The sequence below is a fragment of the Mesorhizobium sp. M0184 genome, assembly GCF_040322215.1.
Taxonomy (GTDB): domain Bacteria; phylum Pseudomonadota; class Alphaproteobacteria; order Rhizobiales; family Rhizobiaceae; genus Mesorhizobium.
Genome location: NZ_JAMYSZ010000001.1, coordinates 185,775 through 198,354 on the forward strand (window position 1 = coordinate 185,775; position 12,580 = coordinate 198,354).

Genomic DNA, 12,580 nt, shown 5'->3' on the forward strand with positions numbered 1-12,580 from the left:
AATGCCTTTGACTGGATGCCGGACCGAAGGGCGAAAAGCGGAAAAATGCGCCAAGCTGTGGCCGGGCGCTCAATGCGCGGCCTCCTTAGCCAAATGATAGCGGTTTCGCAAGGCGGTGAGGATTCCGTCGCCTTGCCCCGTCCATCAACCAGATTTCAAGCCACGCTTTTGGTGAGTTTTGGCTTTTGCTGCTCGACACGGGCGAGACCCGCTCCGGCGATGACGCGGTCACGGCCCTCAGCCTTTGCCTGATACAAAGCGCGATCCGCGGCATTGACGATCTCCGCCCATGAGGCGCCGAGCTCCGGGAAGGCGGCGACCCCGAACGACGCGGTGATGGTGCCGAGCGTGCGGCCGCGGTGCGTGACATGCAGCTGCTTGATCGCCTTTCGCAGAGCTTCGGCGCGATCGGCGCCATCGGCCAGTGACGTTCCAGGCATCATCAAGGCAAATTCCTCGCCGCCGTAGCGCGAAACCACGTCGCTTTCCCTGACATGGTCGACCAGCGTGGCGGCCACCTGCTTGAGGACGATATCTCCCGCTTCGTGGCCGAACGTATCGTTGAACTGCTTGAAATGATCGACATCGAGCATGATCAATGTCAGCGGCTGTTCGGCACGTTCCAGGCGCCGCAGCTCGCGGCTGCTGGTTTCCTCGAGGTAGCGGCGGTTGAAGAGCCCTGTATTCGGGTCGCGGATCGACTGCTGCCGCAACGTCTCGCGCAGACGCAGATTGGCAAGCGCCAACGCCAGCGTATCGACGACGCCACGCAGTATCTGCTGCCGTTCGGCAAGCCACTCCGGCTTGTCAACGGCATTCGGCTCGCACAGATGCAGGATGCCAAGTGTCTCTCCCTGCGCTGCTAGAGGCATACAGACATAACCGCGGCCGCCATTTTCGGTGATGTGGTTGCAGCGCGGCGTCAGCATGCCTGGACCGGCGACGTGCTCCTGGCCGCGCCGCAGCGCCCAACAATCTTCCGGTCCGAACTGGCCGACGCTCGACCGGATGGTGCCCCAATGCGCCATCTCCTCCACCAGGTTGCGCGACGCACTGGTCAGGTGAACGGTTCCGCTCAATCCGCCGAAGAAATCAGGCATGGCGGAGCCGACGACGGAAAATGCCTCGTGAAAAGTGACGCAGGCCTGAAGCAGTTCGCCGAGCTTGACCAGGCGGGTCGTGGCCTCCGATGTCTCTTTCAGTTCACGATTGAGCCTCGCCAGTTCTTCGGCACGATCGTGCACCGCCCGCTCGGCACTGCGCAGGTCGCTGATGTCGCTGAGCGTCAGCACGATGCCGCCATCGGCGCGGTTGAGCGGATTGCAGCTGACGACCACGGGCAAGGAGGTCCCATCCGGTTTTGCCAGCCTCACCTCATTCTGGTGGCGGCGGCCGGTGGTCATGGCCAGTTCGACCGGAGATGTTCCCGACGCGGGCTTGTCTCCCGACGGCCCCCTGATATCCAGGGCCGACTGCCAGTCCTGCCCCACGACCTTGTCGCTGCGCCGCCCGATGATCTCGGCTGCCGCCGGATTGACGGACACGACCTGACCCTTGCCGTCGATGACGGCGATGCCTTCGGCAACGGTCTGGACGATGTCTTCGATGTAGGCTTTCTGATCGACAAGTTGAGCGCGCGAGGCTTCGATTTCGGAGGCCATAGTGTCGAACCCTTGCGCCAACTGTCCGAACTCGTCATCGGAGGTGCGGCCGATACGGGCCCCGGCGTCGCCGCGCGCCAGCGATTCGATGCCGCGGTTGAGACCAGCAAGGCCTTTACTGAAGCCTCGCAACAACAGGAAGGCGGAGGCCGCCGCGATCAGCACGGCTGCCGCGGTACACAGGCCCACAAGCCACAGCATATCGTTCGTGCGCTGCTGTGCGGCACGCAGCAGCGGCGTATACTCGAACAGGACGGCGCCGACGATCTTGCCGGGTGCATCCTCGATCGGCACCGCAACCAGGTCAATCGGATCGGCCACGTCGGCACTGGCCTCGACGAAGTTGCGCGGCACGCCGTCGTCAATCGTCCGGGCGATTTCATTGCCGGGATCGTAGTCGAACGTCGTGCCGATATTTTGCTCTTCTCCCGGAACGTCGGCGAAAATAACCTTGTTTTTGTCTACGATGACGAGATCGCGTTTCGAGCGGCCGTGCTGCAAAGTCACGAATTCGCGGAGCGCATCGGGTCTCTCGAATAATGAACGCGGCGCGTCCGATGCCCTGAAGGCAATAGTTTCGGCCAACTGCCGTGCGACGCTTGTCGCCTCGGCCTGGGCCACGGATTTGGTCAGCGATATCTGCGAGACGATCGCAACGCCGCCGACAAGGCCGATCAAGGCCACGGCGCTGAACAATGTCGCGACTATCTGGGTTCTTATGCGCACCCGGCTGCCCCTACTCGGACAGCAATCTAAATGCCAAACACTGACCCAACGTTAAGAAACCGCCAATATCGTAAATTTGCCGTTAAGCCACACCGGCCAGCTGCACTCCCAACGCGGGCGGTTCAGCCCGTCCGCACGATGGCCTGCCACAGGCGCGGATAGTCGAGGACGAAACCGAGCGGCGAGACCTCCAGTGTCTCGTGGTAGCCGAACATCGGGGCGGCATAGGCGTAATGTGCAGCATCGACGCGCTGATAGGTTTGCTCGAGGCGAACGAGCCTGAGTTCGGGAAATGTCAGATAGGCTGCCGGCGCGGGCGTCGCCATACCGACATCGAGGGCAAAACGGCGAAGCGCCAAAAGGTTTGTGGCGGGCGTGAAGCCGAGATCGACATCGATGAGACCGTCGACTTCCGCTTGATGCTCGCCGTTCAGCGTCCATTGGCGCTCGGTCAGCCGGTCGATCCTGTAATGCAGCTCTTGCGTGCCGAGAAAGCCGTCGGCGCGCGCCGATCGTGTATGCCAATCGGCGTCGCAGTCCGCCTCGTAGGCGATGCTGCACGGCTCGCCGTCCTGGACGAAAAGCGCCTGTCCCCTGAGGTTCCACCCGGAACTCGCTTCCGACAGAAGGCAAGCGTCGTGGCCTTCCTGGTCAAGCCGGCGCCAAAGAATGGAAGCAACCGTTCGCATCATTGCGCACTCCTCCGAACCCGATGTCTCTGCTTCGTCCGCCAAAGCCTAGGCGTTTCCTTCCGGCACACCATCAACTGACACGTGCTGACACAAATGCAGCCGGCAAAAGGCCGCGCCGGAAGGCATCGCGCCCATCGCACCGCCGGCGGTGAATTTCGCGCCTTGACATTCGCAGCCTCGCGCCCGACTTCCTAGCGTCCGAGGAGACCACGCCATGCCAGAGCCCCGACGATCGACGATCGATGCCGGAGAGGTGGAACGCTTTTCCGCCCTTGCCGCCGAATGGTGGAACCCGAACGGCAAGTTCCGCCCGTTGCACAAGTTCAACCCGATCCGGCTTGCCTATATCCGCGACCAGGTGGCGGCCCGCTTCGGCCGCGATCCGCGTACGGCACGGCCGTTCGAAGGCCTGCGCTTCCTTGACATCGGCTGCGGCGGCGGGCTTTTGTGCGAGCCGATGGCGCGGCTTGGCGCCGAAGTGGTCGGCGCCGATGCCTCCGCCACCAACATTGAAGTGGCCAAGCTGCATGCGGCGGAAGTCGGCGTGAGCGTGGATTATCGCGCCACGACCGCGGAAGACCTTGCCGATGCCGGCGAAAAATTCGACGTCATCCTCAACATGGAAGTGGTCGAGCATGTCGCCAATGTCGATCTGTTCCTGGCCAAATGCGGCGAGATGGTCAAGCCTGGCGGCATCATGTTCGTCGCCACCATCAACCGCACGCTGAAGGCCCTGGGCCTGGCCATCATCGGCGCCGAATATGTGCTGCGTTGGCTGCCACGCGGCACCCACCAGTTCGGCAAGCTGGTGCGCCCCGAGGAACTGGAAAAGGCGCTTGCCGGCGCCGGTCTGACCGTCATCGACCGCACCGGCGTCACCTACAACCCGCTCGCCGACCGCTGGCAGCGCTCGAAGGACATGGACGTCAACTACATGGTGCTGGCGGAGAAGGCATCCGTCTGAAGCTTGCGCCTTCTGGCCCCTATGGCCTCTGGCTTTGCGCCTTGGTGGTGATGAACACGCCGGCGGTGATGATGACGGCACCGGCCCAGGTCAGCAGTTGATAGCGCTCGCCGAGGAAGAGGGTCCCGGCAAACAGCCCGACCGCCGCCGCGACGTAGCCGATCTGGCTGAGATAGACCGGGCCGCCGACCGCTTGCAGGCGGAAGAAGAAGGCGAACATCGCCGAGGCTGATGCCACCTGTGCCGCAGCGACCAGCGGCACGCCGCCGAGCGAGCCGAATGCATTGCCGCCAAGCACGACCAGAATGCCGGCAAACAGCATCAAGGCTGCTGCCAGATGGCTGCCGACGGCGAGCTCGATCGGGCCGGTGCCTTCGGGCCAGTCGACGGTACGGTAAATGTTGCCGGCGGCGAGGCTGACCGGGATGAGCAGGCCCATCGCAACCCAGAAAAATTCGGCCGGCTGGCCCGCTTCGCCGCGCGTCACCGCCACCATGACTGCGCCGACGAAACCGACGACTATGCCGACGATGCCCAGCATGGTCGGGGGCCTGACGCCGAGCAGCATCGAGAACACCAGCGTGACGACCGGCGACAGCGTGAACATGATGCCGCTGTAGCCGGCGCCCAGATGCGGAATGGCTGAAAACATCAGCAGATTGGGGATTGCATATGAGACGGCCGCGGTGACGAAGAAATAGCGCAGCCTGTGCGGCGTAAGCCGCATGCGCTTCCCGTTGAGCAGCAATGCGCACAAAAGCACGCCGCCGGCACCAAGCGAGATGACGAAGGCCCAGACCATGGCGGCCACGCCGGCCGCCGTCGCGATCTTGCCGAACGGCAGCGTCAGGCCGAGCAGTCCACCGGTGACAACCAGAAGGCCAAGCGCCGAGTCCCAGAGAAATTTCATCGCACCGTCCCGTCGCTCGTTCGCGGCACTTGGCCAATATCGCAAGCTGAGGTAAGATAAGGTAAAGATTCTTCACGTCAAAATACATAGCGGTGAGAGACATGGATCGCGCAGCAAAAGCGATCGGGCAATGGAAAAAGGAACGGCCGGATCTCGATGTCTCGCCGATGGCCGTGCTCGGACGGTTGAACGAGGCCGCCTCGCTGATCGCACGAGAGCGGCTGGCGCCGCTGTTTGCAAGTTACGGGCTGCAATCCGGGGAATTCGATGTGCTGGCGACGCTGCGTCGTTCCGGGCCGCCATACGCGCTGACGCCGACGGCTCTTTACGAGGCGACGATGGTAACGTCGGGCGCGATGACCAACCGCCTCGATCGGCTCGAGAAATCCGGTCTGATCAAGCGCGGGCCGCACCCCGACGATCGCCGCGGCATTGTCGTGCAGCTGACTAAAAAGGGTCTGGCGTTGATTGACGAGGCGGTTACCGCTCACGTCGCCAACGAGCACCAGATACTTTCTGGGTTAGCACGCCCGGAGCAGATCATGCTCGCACGCCTGCTCGAAAAACTGATAGCGAGCCTGAACTAACCCAAACGGCAATCACTGGGACTCTGCGATCATTGCATTGGGAGTCGTAACTGCCAGGGGGAGTTTGCCGATGACAGAACATGCAGTCGTGATTGCCGGAGGAGGTCCGACGGGCCTAACCCTGGCAGGCGAGTTGGCGTTGGCAGGCATCGACGTAGCCATTGTCGAACGCCGGCCGAACCAAGAGCTTGCCGGTTCGCGTGCTGGAGGTCTGAGTTCACGCACTCTCGAAGTTTTCGATCAGCGCGGCATCGCGGGCCGGTTCCTCGCGGAAGGACAAATAGCCCAAGTCACGGGATTCGCGGCGATGCGTTTAGACATCAGCGATTTTCCGACCCGCCACAACTACGGGCTGGCGCTGAGACAGAAACACATTGAGCGCATTCTCGCTGGATGGGTCAGCGAGCTGGCAGTGCCGATCTATCGCGCCCGTGAATTAACGTGTTTCGTGCAGGACGACGCCGGCGTCACCATCGAACTGTCCGATGGTGCGTCGCTGCGGGCAAGCTATCTCGTCGGGTGTGATGGAGGCCGCAGTCTGGTCCGCAAAGCTGCTGGCATCGAGTTTCGAGGATGGGATGCGACGACCAGCAGCATCCTCGCCGAGGCCGAGATGGCGGAGGAGCCGCCACTGGGCATTCATCGCACCGAACTTGGCATCCATGCCTTCGGCAGGGAAGAGTACGAAATTCGTGACGGCAAGGTCGTCTTTGCCGATAAAGGTCCCATAGGCGTCATGGTCACTGAAAAGAATGTCGGCGCCACGACCGAGCCCACGCTGCGCGATCTCCGCGAAGCGCTCGTCGCCGCATGCGGAACAGATTACGGAATCCATAGCCCAACCTGGATTTCCAGGTTCACGGACATGTCGCGGCAGGCGGCGGCTTACCGCAAGGGCCGGGTTCTCCTAGCGGGCGATGCCGCCCATGTGCATTCCCCGGTGGGCGGACAAGGCCTCAATATCGGTGTGCAGGATGCGGTGAACCTCGGTTGGAAGTTGGCCCAAGTGGTGAAAGGAACATCGCCTGAACGCTTACTCGACACTTATCACATCGAGCGGCATCCGGTTGCGGCCCGCGTGTTGCGTACGACAATGGCACAGGTCGCATTGCAACGTACTGATGATCGCACTGAAGCCTTGCGTGAAATGGTATCAGAGCTCCTTGGGATGGAGGAGCCTCGCAAACGGATCGCTGCCGAGATGTCCGGACTTGGTATCCATTACGACCTCGGCCAGGGGCATCCGCTGGTCGGCCGCCGCATGCCTGACCTCGACTTGGCCACGCCTGATGGTCCCATGCGCGTATTTGCGCTCCTCCAAAATGCGCGGCCAGTGCTCTTGAATCTCGACGCGCCGGGCAGCCTCGACATCAAGCCGTGGTCAGACCGCATTAAGTTGGTTTACGCCAAATGGGACGATCCATGGGAGTTGCCTGCGCTAGGTTTGGTCTCCGCTCCAACCGCAGTTTTAATTCGACCCGATGGATATGTTGCTTGGGTAGGCGACAGGACGCAGGATGGTCTTCAAGACGCGATGAACACCTGGTTCGGACCACCGGGCTAAAAACCGCAAAAACCAGTTAGCTCGAATAGTCAAACGGCTACGGACGGCAAAAACTCAGATCCTGGTCGCCGAGCCTCGTTTGGGGCGGCGAACAGCTCTGATCTTGCCGCTGTTTCCGCCGCCACAGAAAAACTGGTCACCGCCATCGGATTCGAGCCCCGACACGCCTGTTCCCGGCGGCATATCGAGCTTCTCAAGGACCTTGCCCGTTTCAGGATCGATCCGCCTGACATCGCTCTCCTCGCCCTCCCAGGTGCCATGCCACAGCTCGCCGTCGACCCAGCTGACGCCGGTGACGACGCGGTTGGAAACGATGGTGCGAAGGATTGCCCCTGTCTCGGGATCGACCTGATGAATCTTTCGGCCCCGATGCTGCCCGACCCAGAGTGTTCCTTCGGCCCAGGCGAGCCCGGAATCACCGCCGTTGCCGGGCGCCGGGATCGTCGCCAGGACCTGGCCATTCTTCGGATCGATCTTCTGGATACGATCCTCGGCGATCTGATAGAGGTGCTGGCCGTCGAAGGCCGTTCCGGCGTGTGCCGCGACGTCGATCGAGCGCACCACTTTGCCGCTCGCCGGATCGAAGGCATTCAATCTGTCGCCTGAGGCAAACCAGACATGCTCACCGTCGAAGGTAACGCCGTCCACGTGGTCGACACCCGGAAAGGGTCCATATTCTCGAAGGATTTCGGCTGCGGATCGTTCCATGATTCCATCCTAGTAGCCCGGCAGTGGGCCGGGGAGTAACAAGATTGTCGGGAAACCTGTCAGCGGCGGGGTCATCCAGCGACGCGCCCGTCCGCGGCCGAACGACTGCACCTTGCCGGCCTGGGCGAGCTGCTCGAGCGCTCGCTGCACGGTACGCGAACTGGCTCCAAGCGCAATCGACAGGGCCGAACTCGACCAAGACTCGCCGTCGGCGAGGAAGGCGAGCACGGCGGCATGCTCTTCTTCGACGGGTGGCGCCAGCACGACGACCTCACCTGCGCGGCGCGGGGCCAGCGCAAAGCCCCGCTTCGTCGCGCTCACATCCGCCAAGCTCCGAAGCTCCGCGCGAAGCCGCCCGACTTCGACCCGTAACCGTGCGCGATGTGATTCGTCCGCGTCCTTTCCGCGGAAAGCGCGCGCAATGAGCGTCGCTCTTGCCACGTCCCCCGGCCAGGCTTCGGCCAGCGCGCGGGCCAGCGCGAACAGCACCGGGCGGGTCGCCAGCGAGACGACCGTATCTGCGACCCTCACGACATTGCGGCATGCATCCACCACGAGCGCCCCCGACGCCAGGAGCGCTTCGACTTCATCGAGCAGGAGGGGCCGTTCCCCGCCACGCGCGACAAGGCGTGCGGCCGGCGTGTCCAGCACCAGCGATGCGCTCTCCACCTCCGCGATCAGCGCGGGGATGCCGGACGCGCGCGCCGCCCGCGCCGCCAGGCCAAGCGCGGCGCGCGCAGGGCCGGTCCGCAAGCGGCGGATGGCGATGCCGGCGACAGCCAGCTCGTGGGCGGCCCGCGATGCCAGCGGCAGCGGCGAGGGATCGAAGCCGTCCAGCCTGCGCTCGGCTTCGTCGAGATGGCCGATCAGCAGCAGGCGCCGAACGTCGAGGTTGCGCGCATGCGCGGCGTTGACGCGGTCGCCATGCTTTTCAAGCGTCGCCCGTGCGGCGTCGAGTGCCTTGGCCGGCCAGGCAAGGTCGCGCGAGACGAGCGCGATCTCGGCCTCGGCGACGATACACCGCGCGCGGGCCACGGCCTCCCTCGGGCTGAATGCGTGCGCCGCCCTCTTGAGAAGAACCTTCGCCCGAACCAGGTCGCCAAGCTGCGCCATCGCGATACCGCGCAACGCCAGTGCCGGCGCATCGTCGCGCAGCGCAACCCGCTTCAAGGCGCCGAGCGGATCGCCCGCCGCAAGCGCATGCGCCGCGGCCGTGATCAGCGAGTCCATCGGAATCCCGTCACACTTGTCACTCCCATGGCTTCGACATCCGGCGCTAAGTCCATCTCACCAACCAGTCGTATCGACAACGGCGACTGTAGCCAACCTGAGTTGCGGCGCGCCAACCTTGAGTCGCGGCTAGACTGTGCACTGGGCTCGAACACAACGATAAGCATTAGGAGAGACGCAATGAAGATCGAAGGTACAACCATCCTGGTGACTGGAGCCAATCGGGGCATCGGTCGGGCACTGGTCGAGGAAGCCCTGAGCAGAGGCGTAAAGCGCGTCTTCGCCGCAAGCCGCCAACCGATGGCTCATCCGGATCGGCGTGTGACGTCCCTGACCATGGATGTGACCAACGCTGCGCAGATCCGGGAGGCGGTCGAGAAGATCGATGCTCTCGATATTCTCATCAACAACGCCGGCGTATCGCCCTTCGATGACCTCAGCGACCGTCGTGTGCTCGAACAACAGCTCGCCGTAAACCTCTTCGGCTCGTACGACGTTACCCAGGCTCTGCTGCCGTTGCTGGCCCGGTCGCGGGGAGCCATCGTCAACATTCTGTCGCTGGCCTCGATTGCCGCCGTGCCGTTCAGTCCGGCCTATTCGATCTCGAAGGCGGCCTCGTTCTCGCTGTCGCAGTCGTTGCGCACCCTTTTGGCCGGACGGGGTGTCAGCGTCCACAGGGTCCTTCCCGGCCCGGTGGACACGGACATGACACGGGGCCTGGACATTGCGAAGGCCTCTGCGGAGTCTGTCGCGCGGGCAATCCTGAACGGCGTGGAGAACGGCGAAGAGGAAATCTTCCCCGATCCCATGTCGGAATCCCTGGCGGAGGGCTGGCGCAGCAGTGCAGTCAAGGCGCTTGAACGCCAGTTTGCAGCCTATGCGGAAGCAAGTCCGTCAAGTGAAGCAAGCCCGTCAAGCAGTGGGCATGAAAGAAGCAGCGAAACGATTGCCCGCGAGCCCCATCCTTGCTGCTCGGCCTGAAACTGTAGACGCCTGTGCGGGGGTGGCGGCATTGCCGCCATTCGGCGCCGCCCCGACCTTCACGGCGCTGCCTGGCGGAGAGATGCCTCGCTATGTCTGGAGCAAGTTGACCGATCAGTTGCGGTCGTCGGGGAAACTTGGAATAGGCATGAACTCGACGCCGTCTTCGGCCAGGCTCTTGGCCTCGTCCAGCGTCGCCTCGCCATAGATGCCGCGCGGATCGCTTTCGCCGAAATGGATCTTGCGCGCTTCCTCGGCAAATTTGTCGCCGACATAATCGGCGTTCTCGCGCACCTTGTCGGCCATGGCCTTGAGCTGCGCCAGCGCCTGCTTTTGCGCCTCGCCCATGGCCAGCGCGATGCTTTCGCGCTTGCGCCCGGTGGAGACGGCAGGCGCCATCAGCGCCTTCTCGACCTTGTGCGAGCCGCAGGCCGGGCAATCGACGAAACCGCGCCTCTTCTGTGTGTCGAAATCGTCGTTGCTGCGGAACCAGGCCTCGAATTCGTGCTCGTGTTCGCAGATCAGGGAAAAGCGGATCAAGAGGCGGCACCCCTGAGCGGCATTGCCTCGGCCGAACCGGCGTTTACGGCAAAATCGCGTGCGTTCTTGAGATTCGGTATCTTTTTGCGCGCAGCGACTGACTGCGCCGGGTCGATCTCGGCGACGATCACCGCCGGCTCGTCATGGGCAGCTTCGGCGACGATGCGGCCCCAGGGATCGACGATCAGCGAATGGCCATAGGTTTCGCGGCCGTCTTCATGCACGCCGCCTTGCGCGGCGGCGACGACATAGGCGCCGTTCTCGATGGCGCGCGCCCTGAGCAGCACGTGCCAGTGCGCTTCTCCGGTCTGGCGGGTGAAGGCTGCGGGCACCGAAAGCAGATCGGCGCCGGCCAGCGCCTCGGCACGGAACAGCTGCGGAAAGCGTAGATCGTAGCAGACGGCAAAGCCTAGCTTCGCGCCCTCGATTTCGGTGACGACAGCCTCGGTGCCCGGCTCATAAGCGGCGGATTCGCGCCAGCTCTCGCCATTGTCGAGATCGACGTCGAACATGTGGATCTTGTCATAGACGGCAAGGATTGCGCCGTCCGGCCCGAACAAAAGCGCGCGGTTGGCGAGCTTGCCGTCGGCGCGCAGAATGGCGGTCGAGCCAATATGCAGGAAGATGCCGAGCTCCTTGGCCAGCTTCCGCGAAATCGAGACGATGACGTCCTTGTCTTCGGAGGTGAAGGAAGCGGCCCGCGCCTGGCTGTCGCGGATCAGCGCGCCGGTCATTTCCGGGGTCTGGATGTAGCTCGCGCCAAGGCCTGCCGCCTCGCGCACCAGCCGTTCCAGATCGACCGCATTGCGCTCCGGGCTGGTTCCCGAACGCATCTGGATCGCCGCCGCCTTGAAACCACCCATCGTCATGTCCCTATCTGGCCGAGCCGTTGGCGAGCAATCCGTCCAGCCGTCCTTCCGCCTCCAATTCGTGGAGATCGTCGGAGCCGCCGACATGCGTGTCGCCGATGAATATCTGCGGAAAGGTGGAACGGCCGTGAGCCCGGGAGATCATCTCCTGGCGCAGCTCCGGCGAGAAGGAGGCGTCGTGCTCGGTGTAGGTCACACCCTTCCTGTCGAGCAGCCGCTTGGCCGCGGTGCAATAGCCGCACATCATCCGCGTGTAGATCGTCACATCGACCATCGGTCAGCAACCCTGCCTCGTTCCGCTGTCATCTAGGCTATATAGGCGCCGATTCGTCGGCCCGAAAGTCCCCCGGCAGCACACGCGCGAAGGTCAGTACGTCGACCGCGCCGGCACCGCCCTTCTTCAATGCCCTGGCGACCGCGCGGACGGTGGCGCCGGTGGTGTAGACATCGTCGATCAACAGCACCCGGCGGCCGGCGATTTCGATCTCCGCCTCATCAGGCACTTTGAATGCGGCGCGAACATTTTCCTCGCGTTCCCGCCGCTCCAGCCCGACTTGCTGGCGCGTGAGTTTGATGCGCCTGATGGCTGATGGCGCGAAAGGCCGCTCCCCGAGCTGCGCCACCGCCCGTGCCAGTTCCGCCGACTGGTTGAACTGCCGTCGGAAGAAGCGCCGCCAGTGCAGCGGCACCGGCACGACCACGTCGGCCTCGGCGATGAGTTCGGCACCGGCGCGAAGCATCCAGCGCGCCATCCACGGCGCCAGATCGGTGCGGTCCTGGTATTTCAGCCCTTGCACCATCTGGCGGGCAACGCCGGAATAGGCGACCGCCGCCCGCGCGCGCTCGAACGGCGGCGGGTCGGCTATCGCCTCCGCCGAAAGGAAACCCTCACCCATACTGTGGGTGAACGGCGTGCCCATCACCGGGCACCATGGCTGTTCCAGCAACCTGAGTTTCGGCCAGCAGGCGCCGCACAACACGCCGGGCTGCGAGACATGGCGGCGGCAGCCGGCACAGACCGGCGGGAACAAGAGGCGCGCTGGCCAGCCCAATGCCAAGCGGGCAATGCTCTTGATCGCAATACGCTTGATCTCTGGCTTGGGATCGGCCACGTGCTTGGTCCTCCGCATCACTATATCAGAGAGCGA

The 12,580-nt window shown here is 63.6% G+C and carries 13 protein-coding genes; 4 read left to right on the forward strand and 9 right to left on the reverse strand.

Annotation, left to right across the window (positions count from 1 at the left end; all coding sequences use genetic code 11):
* Positions 1-155: 155 nt before the first annotated feature.
* The gene (locus tag NKJ23_RS00920; RefSeq protein ID WP_352677690.1) at positions 156-2,387 is read right to left on the reverse strand and encodes a sensor domain-containing diguanylate cyclase; all 2,232 of its coding nucleotides are present in this window, start codon (positions 2,385-2,387) and stop codon (positions 156-158) included.
* Between the two features lie 122 nt (positions 2,388-2,509).
* Entirely contained in the window at positions 2,510-3,079 is a 570-nt protein-coding gene (locus NKJ23_RS00925; protein ID WP_352677691.1) for a putative glycolipid-binding domain-containing protein, read from the reverse strand.
* Positions 3,080-3,293: 214 nt separating this feature from the next.
* Between NKJ23_RS00925 and ubiG the strand changes: the two genes are divergently transcribed.
* Entirely contained in the window at positions 3,294-4,043 is a 750-nt protein-coding gene (ubiG, locus tag NKJ23_RS00930) for a bifunctional 2-polyprenyl-6-hydroxyphenol methylase/3-demethylubiquinol 3-O-methyltransferase UbiG (RefSeq protein ID WP_352677693.1), read from the forward strand.
* Between the two features lie 19 nt (positions 4,044-4,062).
* Here ubiG and NKJ23_RS00935 read toward each other — a convergent pair whose 3' ends face one another.
* Complete coding sequence (locus NKJ23_RS00935) at positions 4,063-4,953, reverse strand: DMT family transporter (protein WP_352677695.1); 891 nt, start codon at positions 4,951-4,953, stop codon at positions 4,063-4,065.
* A 101-nt stretch (positions 4,954-5,054) separates the two neighbouring features.
* On the opposite strand from NKJ23_RS00935, the gene NKJ23_RS00940 reads away from it, so the two are divergent.
* Both NKJ23_RS00940 and NKJ23_RS00945 read left to right on the forward strand, forming a co-directional pair.
* Positions 5,055-5,540, forward strand: coding sequence for a MarR family winged helix-turn-helix transcriptional regulator (locus tag NKJ23_RS00940; protein WP_352471319.1), 486 nt, complete (start codon positions 5,055-5,057; stop codon positions 5,538-5,540).
* 70 nt (positions 5,541-5,610) lie between these two features.
* Complete coding sequence (locus NKJ23_RS00945; RefSeq protein ID WP_352677697.1) at positions 5,611-7,104, forward strand: FAD-dependent monooxygenase; 1,494 nt, start codon at positions 5,611-5,613, stop codon at positions 7,102-7,104.
* A gap of 54 nt (positions 7,105-7,158) precedes the next feature.
* Here the strand turns inward: NKJ23_RS00945 and NKJ23_RS00950 are convergent, their stop codons facing one another.
* The gene (locus tag NKJ23_RS00950) at positions 7,159-7,812 is read right to left on the reverse strand and encodes a Vgb family protein (RefSeq protein ID WP_352471321.1); all 654 of its coding nucleotides are present in this window, start codon (positions 7,810-7,812) and stop codon (positions 7,159-7,161) included.
* Positions 7,813-7,821: 9 nt separating this feature from the next.
* A complete protein-coding gene (locus NKJ23_RS00955; RefSeq protein WP_352677698.1) occupies positions 7,822-9,042 on the reverse strand; it encodes a winged helix-turn-helix domain-containing protein in 1,221 nt (406 codons plus the stop codon).
* Between the two features lie 180 nt (positions 9,043-9,222).
* On the opposite strand from NKJ23_RS00955, the gene NKJ23_RS00960 reads away from it, so the two are divergent.
* Positions 9,223-10,023 (forward strand): SDR family NAD(P)-dependent oxidoreductase, encoded by an 801-nt coding sequence (locus NKJ23_RS00960; protein WP_352677700.1) that lies wholly within the window; start codon positions 9,223-9,225, stop codon positions 10,021-10,023.
* 114 nt (positions 10,024-10,137) lie between these two features.
* On the opposite strand, the gene NKJ23_RS00965 is transcribed toward NKJ23_RS00960, so the two are convergent.
* The 4 genes from NKJ23_RS00965 to NKJ23_RS00980 are packed head-to-tail and all read right to left on the reverse strand — an operon-like array spanning position 10,138 to position 12,544.
* Positions 10,138-10,563 (reverse strand): DUF1178 family protein, encoded by a 426-nt coding sequence (locus NKJ23_RS00965; RefSeq protein WP_352577149.1) that lies wholly within the window; start codon positions 10,561-10,563, stop codon positions 10,138-10,140.
* On the reverse strand, positions 10,560-11,426 hold the full coding sequence (locus NKJ23_RS00970) for a carbon-nitrogen hydrolase family protein (protein ID WP_352677702.1): 867 nt from the start codon (positions 11,424-11,426) through the stop codon (positions 10,560-10,562). The genes NKJ23_RS00965 and NKJ23_RS00970 overlap by 4 nt, the downstream gene beginning before the upstream one ends.
* 10 nt (positions 11,427-11,436) lie before the next feature.
* Entirely contained in the window at positions 11,437-11,706 is a 270-nt protein-coding gene (grxC, locus tag NKJ23_RS00975; protein WP_023677983.1) for a glutaredoxin 3, read from the reverse strand.
* A gap of 37 nt (positions 11,707-11,743) precedes the next feature.
* The gene (locus NKJ23_RS00980) at positions 11,744-12,544 is read right to left on the reverse strand and encodes a ComF family protein (protein ID WP_352677704.1); all 801 of its coding nucleotides are present in this window, start codon (positions 12,542-12,544) and stop codon (positions 11,744-11,746) included.
* Positions 12,545-12,580: the final 36 nt, after the last annotated feature.

Coding starts and splice junctions, on each gene's coding strand:
- NKJ23_RS00925 (WP_352677691.1), bottom strand. CDS start 3,079: ATGATGCGAACGGTTGCTTCCATTCTTTGGCGCCGGCTTGACCAGGAA.
- ubiG (WP_352677693.1), top strand. CDS start 3,294: ATGCCAGAGCCCCGACGATCGACGATCGATGCCGGAGAGGTGGAACGC.
- NKJ23_RS00935 (WP_352677695.1), bottom strand. CDS start 4,953: ATGAAATTTCTCTGGGACTCGGCGCTTGGCCTTCTGGTTGTCACCGGT.
- NKJ23_RS00940 (WP_352471319.1), top strand. CDS start 5,055: ATGGATCGCGCAGCAAAAGCGATCGGGCAATGGAAAAAGGAACGGCCG.
- NKJ23_RS00945 (WP_352677697.1), top strand. CDS start 5,611: ATGACAGAACATGCAGTCGTGATTGCCGGAGGAGGTCCGACGGGCCTA.
- NKJ23_RS00950 (WP_352471321.1), bottom strand. CDS start 7,812: ATGGAACGATCCGCAGCCGAAATCCTTCGAGAATATGGACCCTTTCCG.
- NKJ23_RS00955 (WP_352677698.1), bottom strand. CDS start 9,042: ATGGACTCGCTGATCACGGCCGCGGCGCATGCGCTTGCGGCGGGCGAT.
- NKJ23_RS00960 (WP_352677700.1), top strand. CDS start 9,223: ATGAAGATCGAAGGTACAACCATCCTGGTGACTGGAGCCAATCGGGGC.
- NKJ23_RS00970 (WP_352677702.1), bottom strand. CDS start 11,426: ATGGGTGGTTTCAAGGCGGCGGCGATCCAGATGCGTTCGGGAACCAGC.
- grxC (WP_023677983.1), bottom strand. CDS start 11,706: ATGGTCGATGTGACGATCTACACGCGGATGATGTGCGGCTATTGCACC.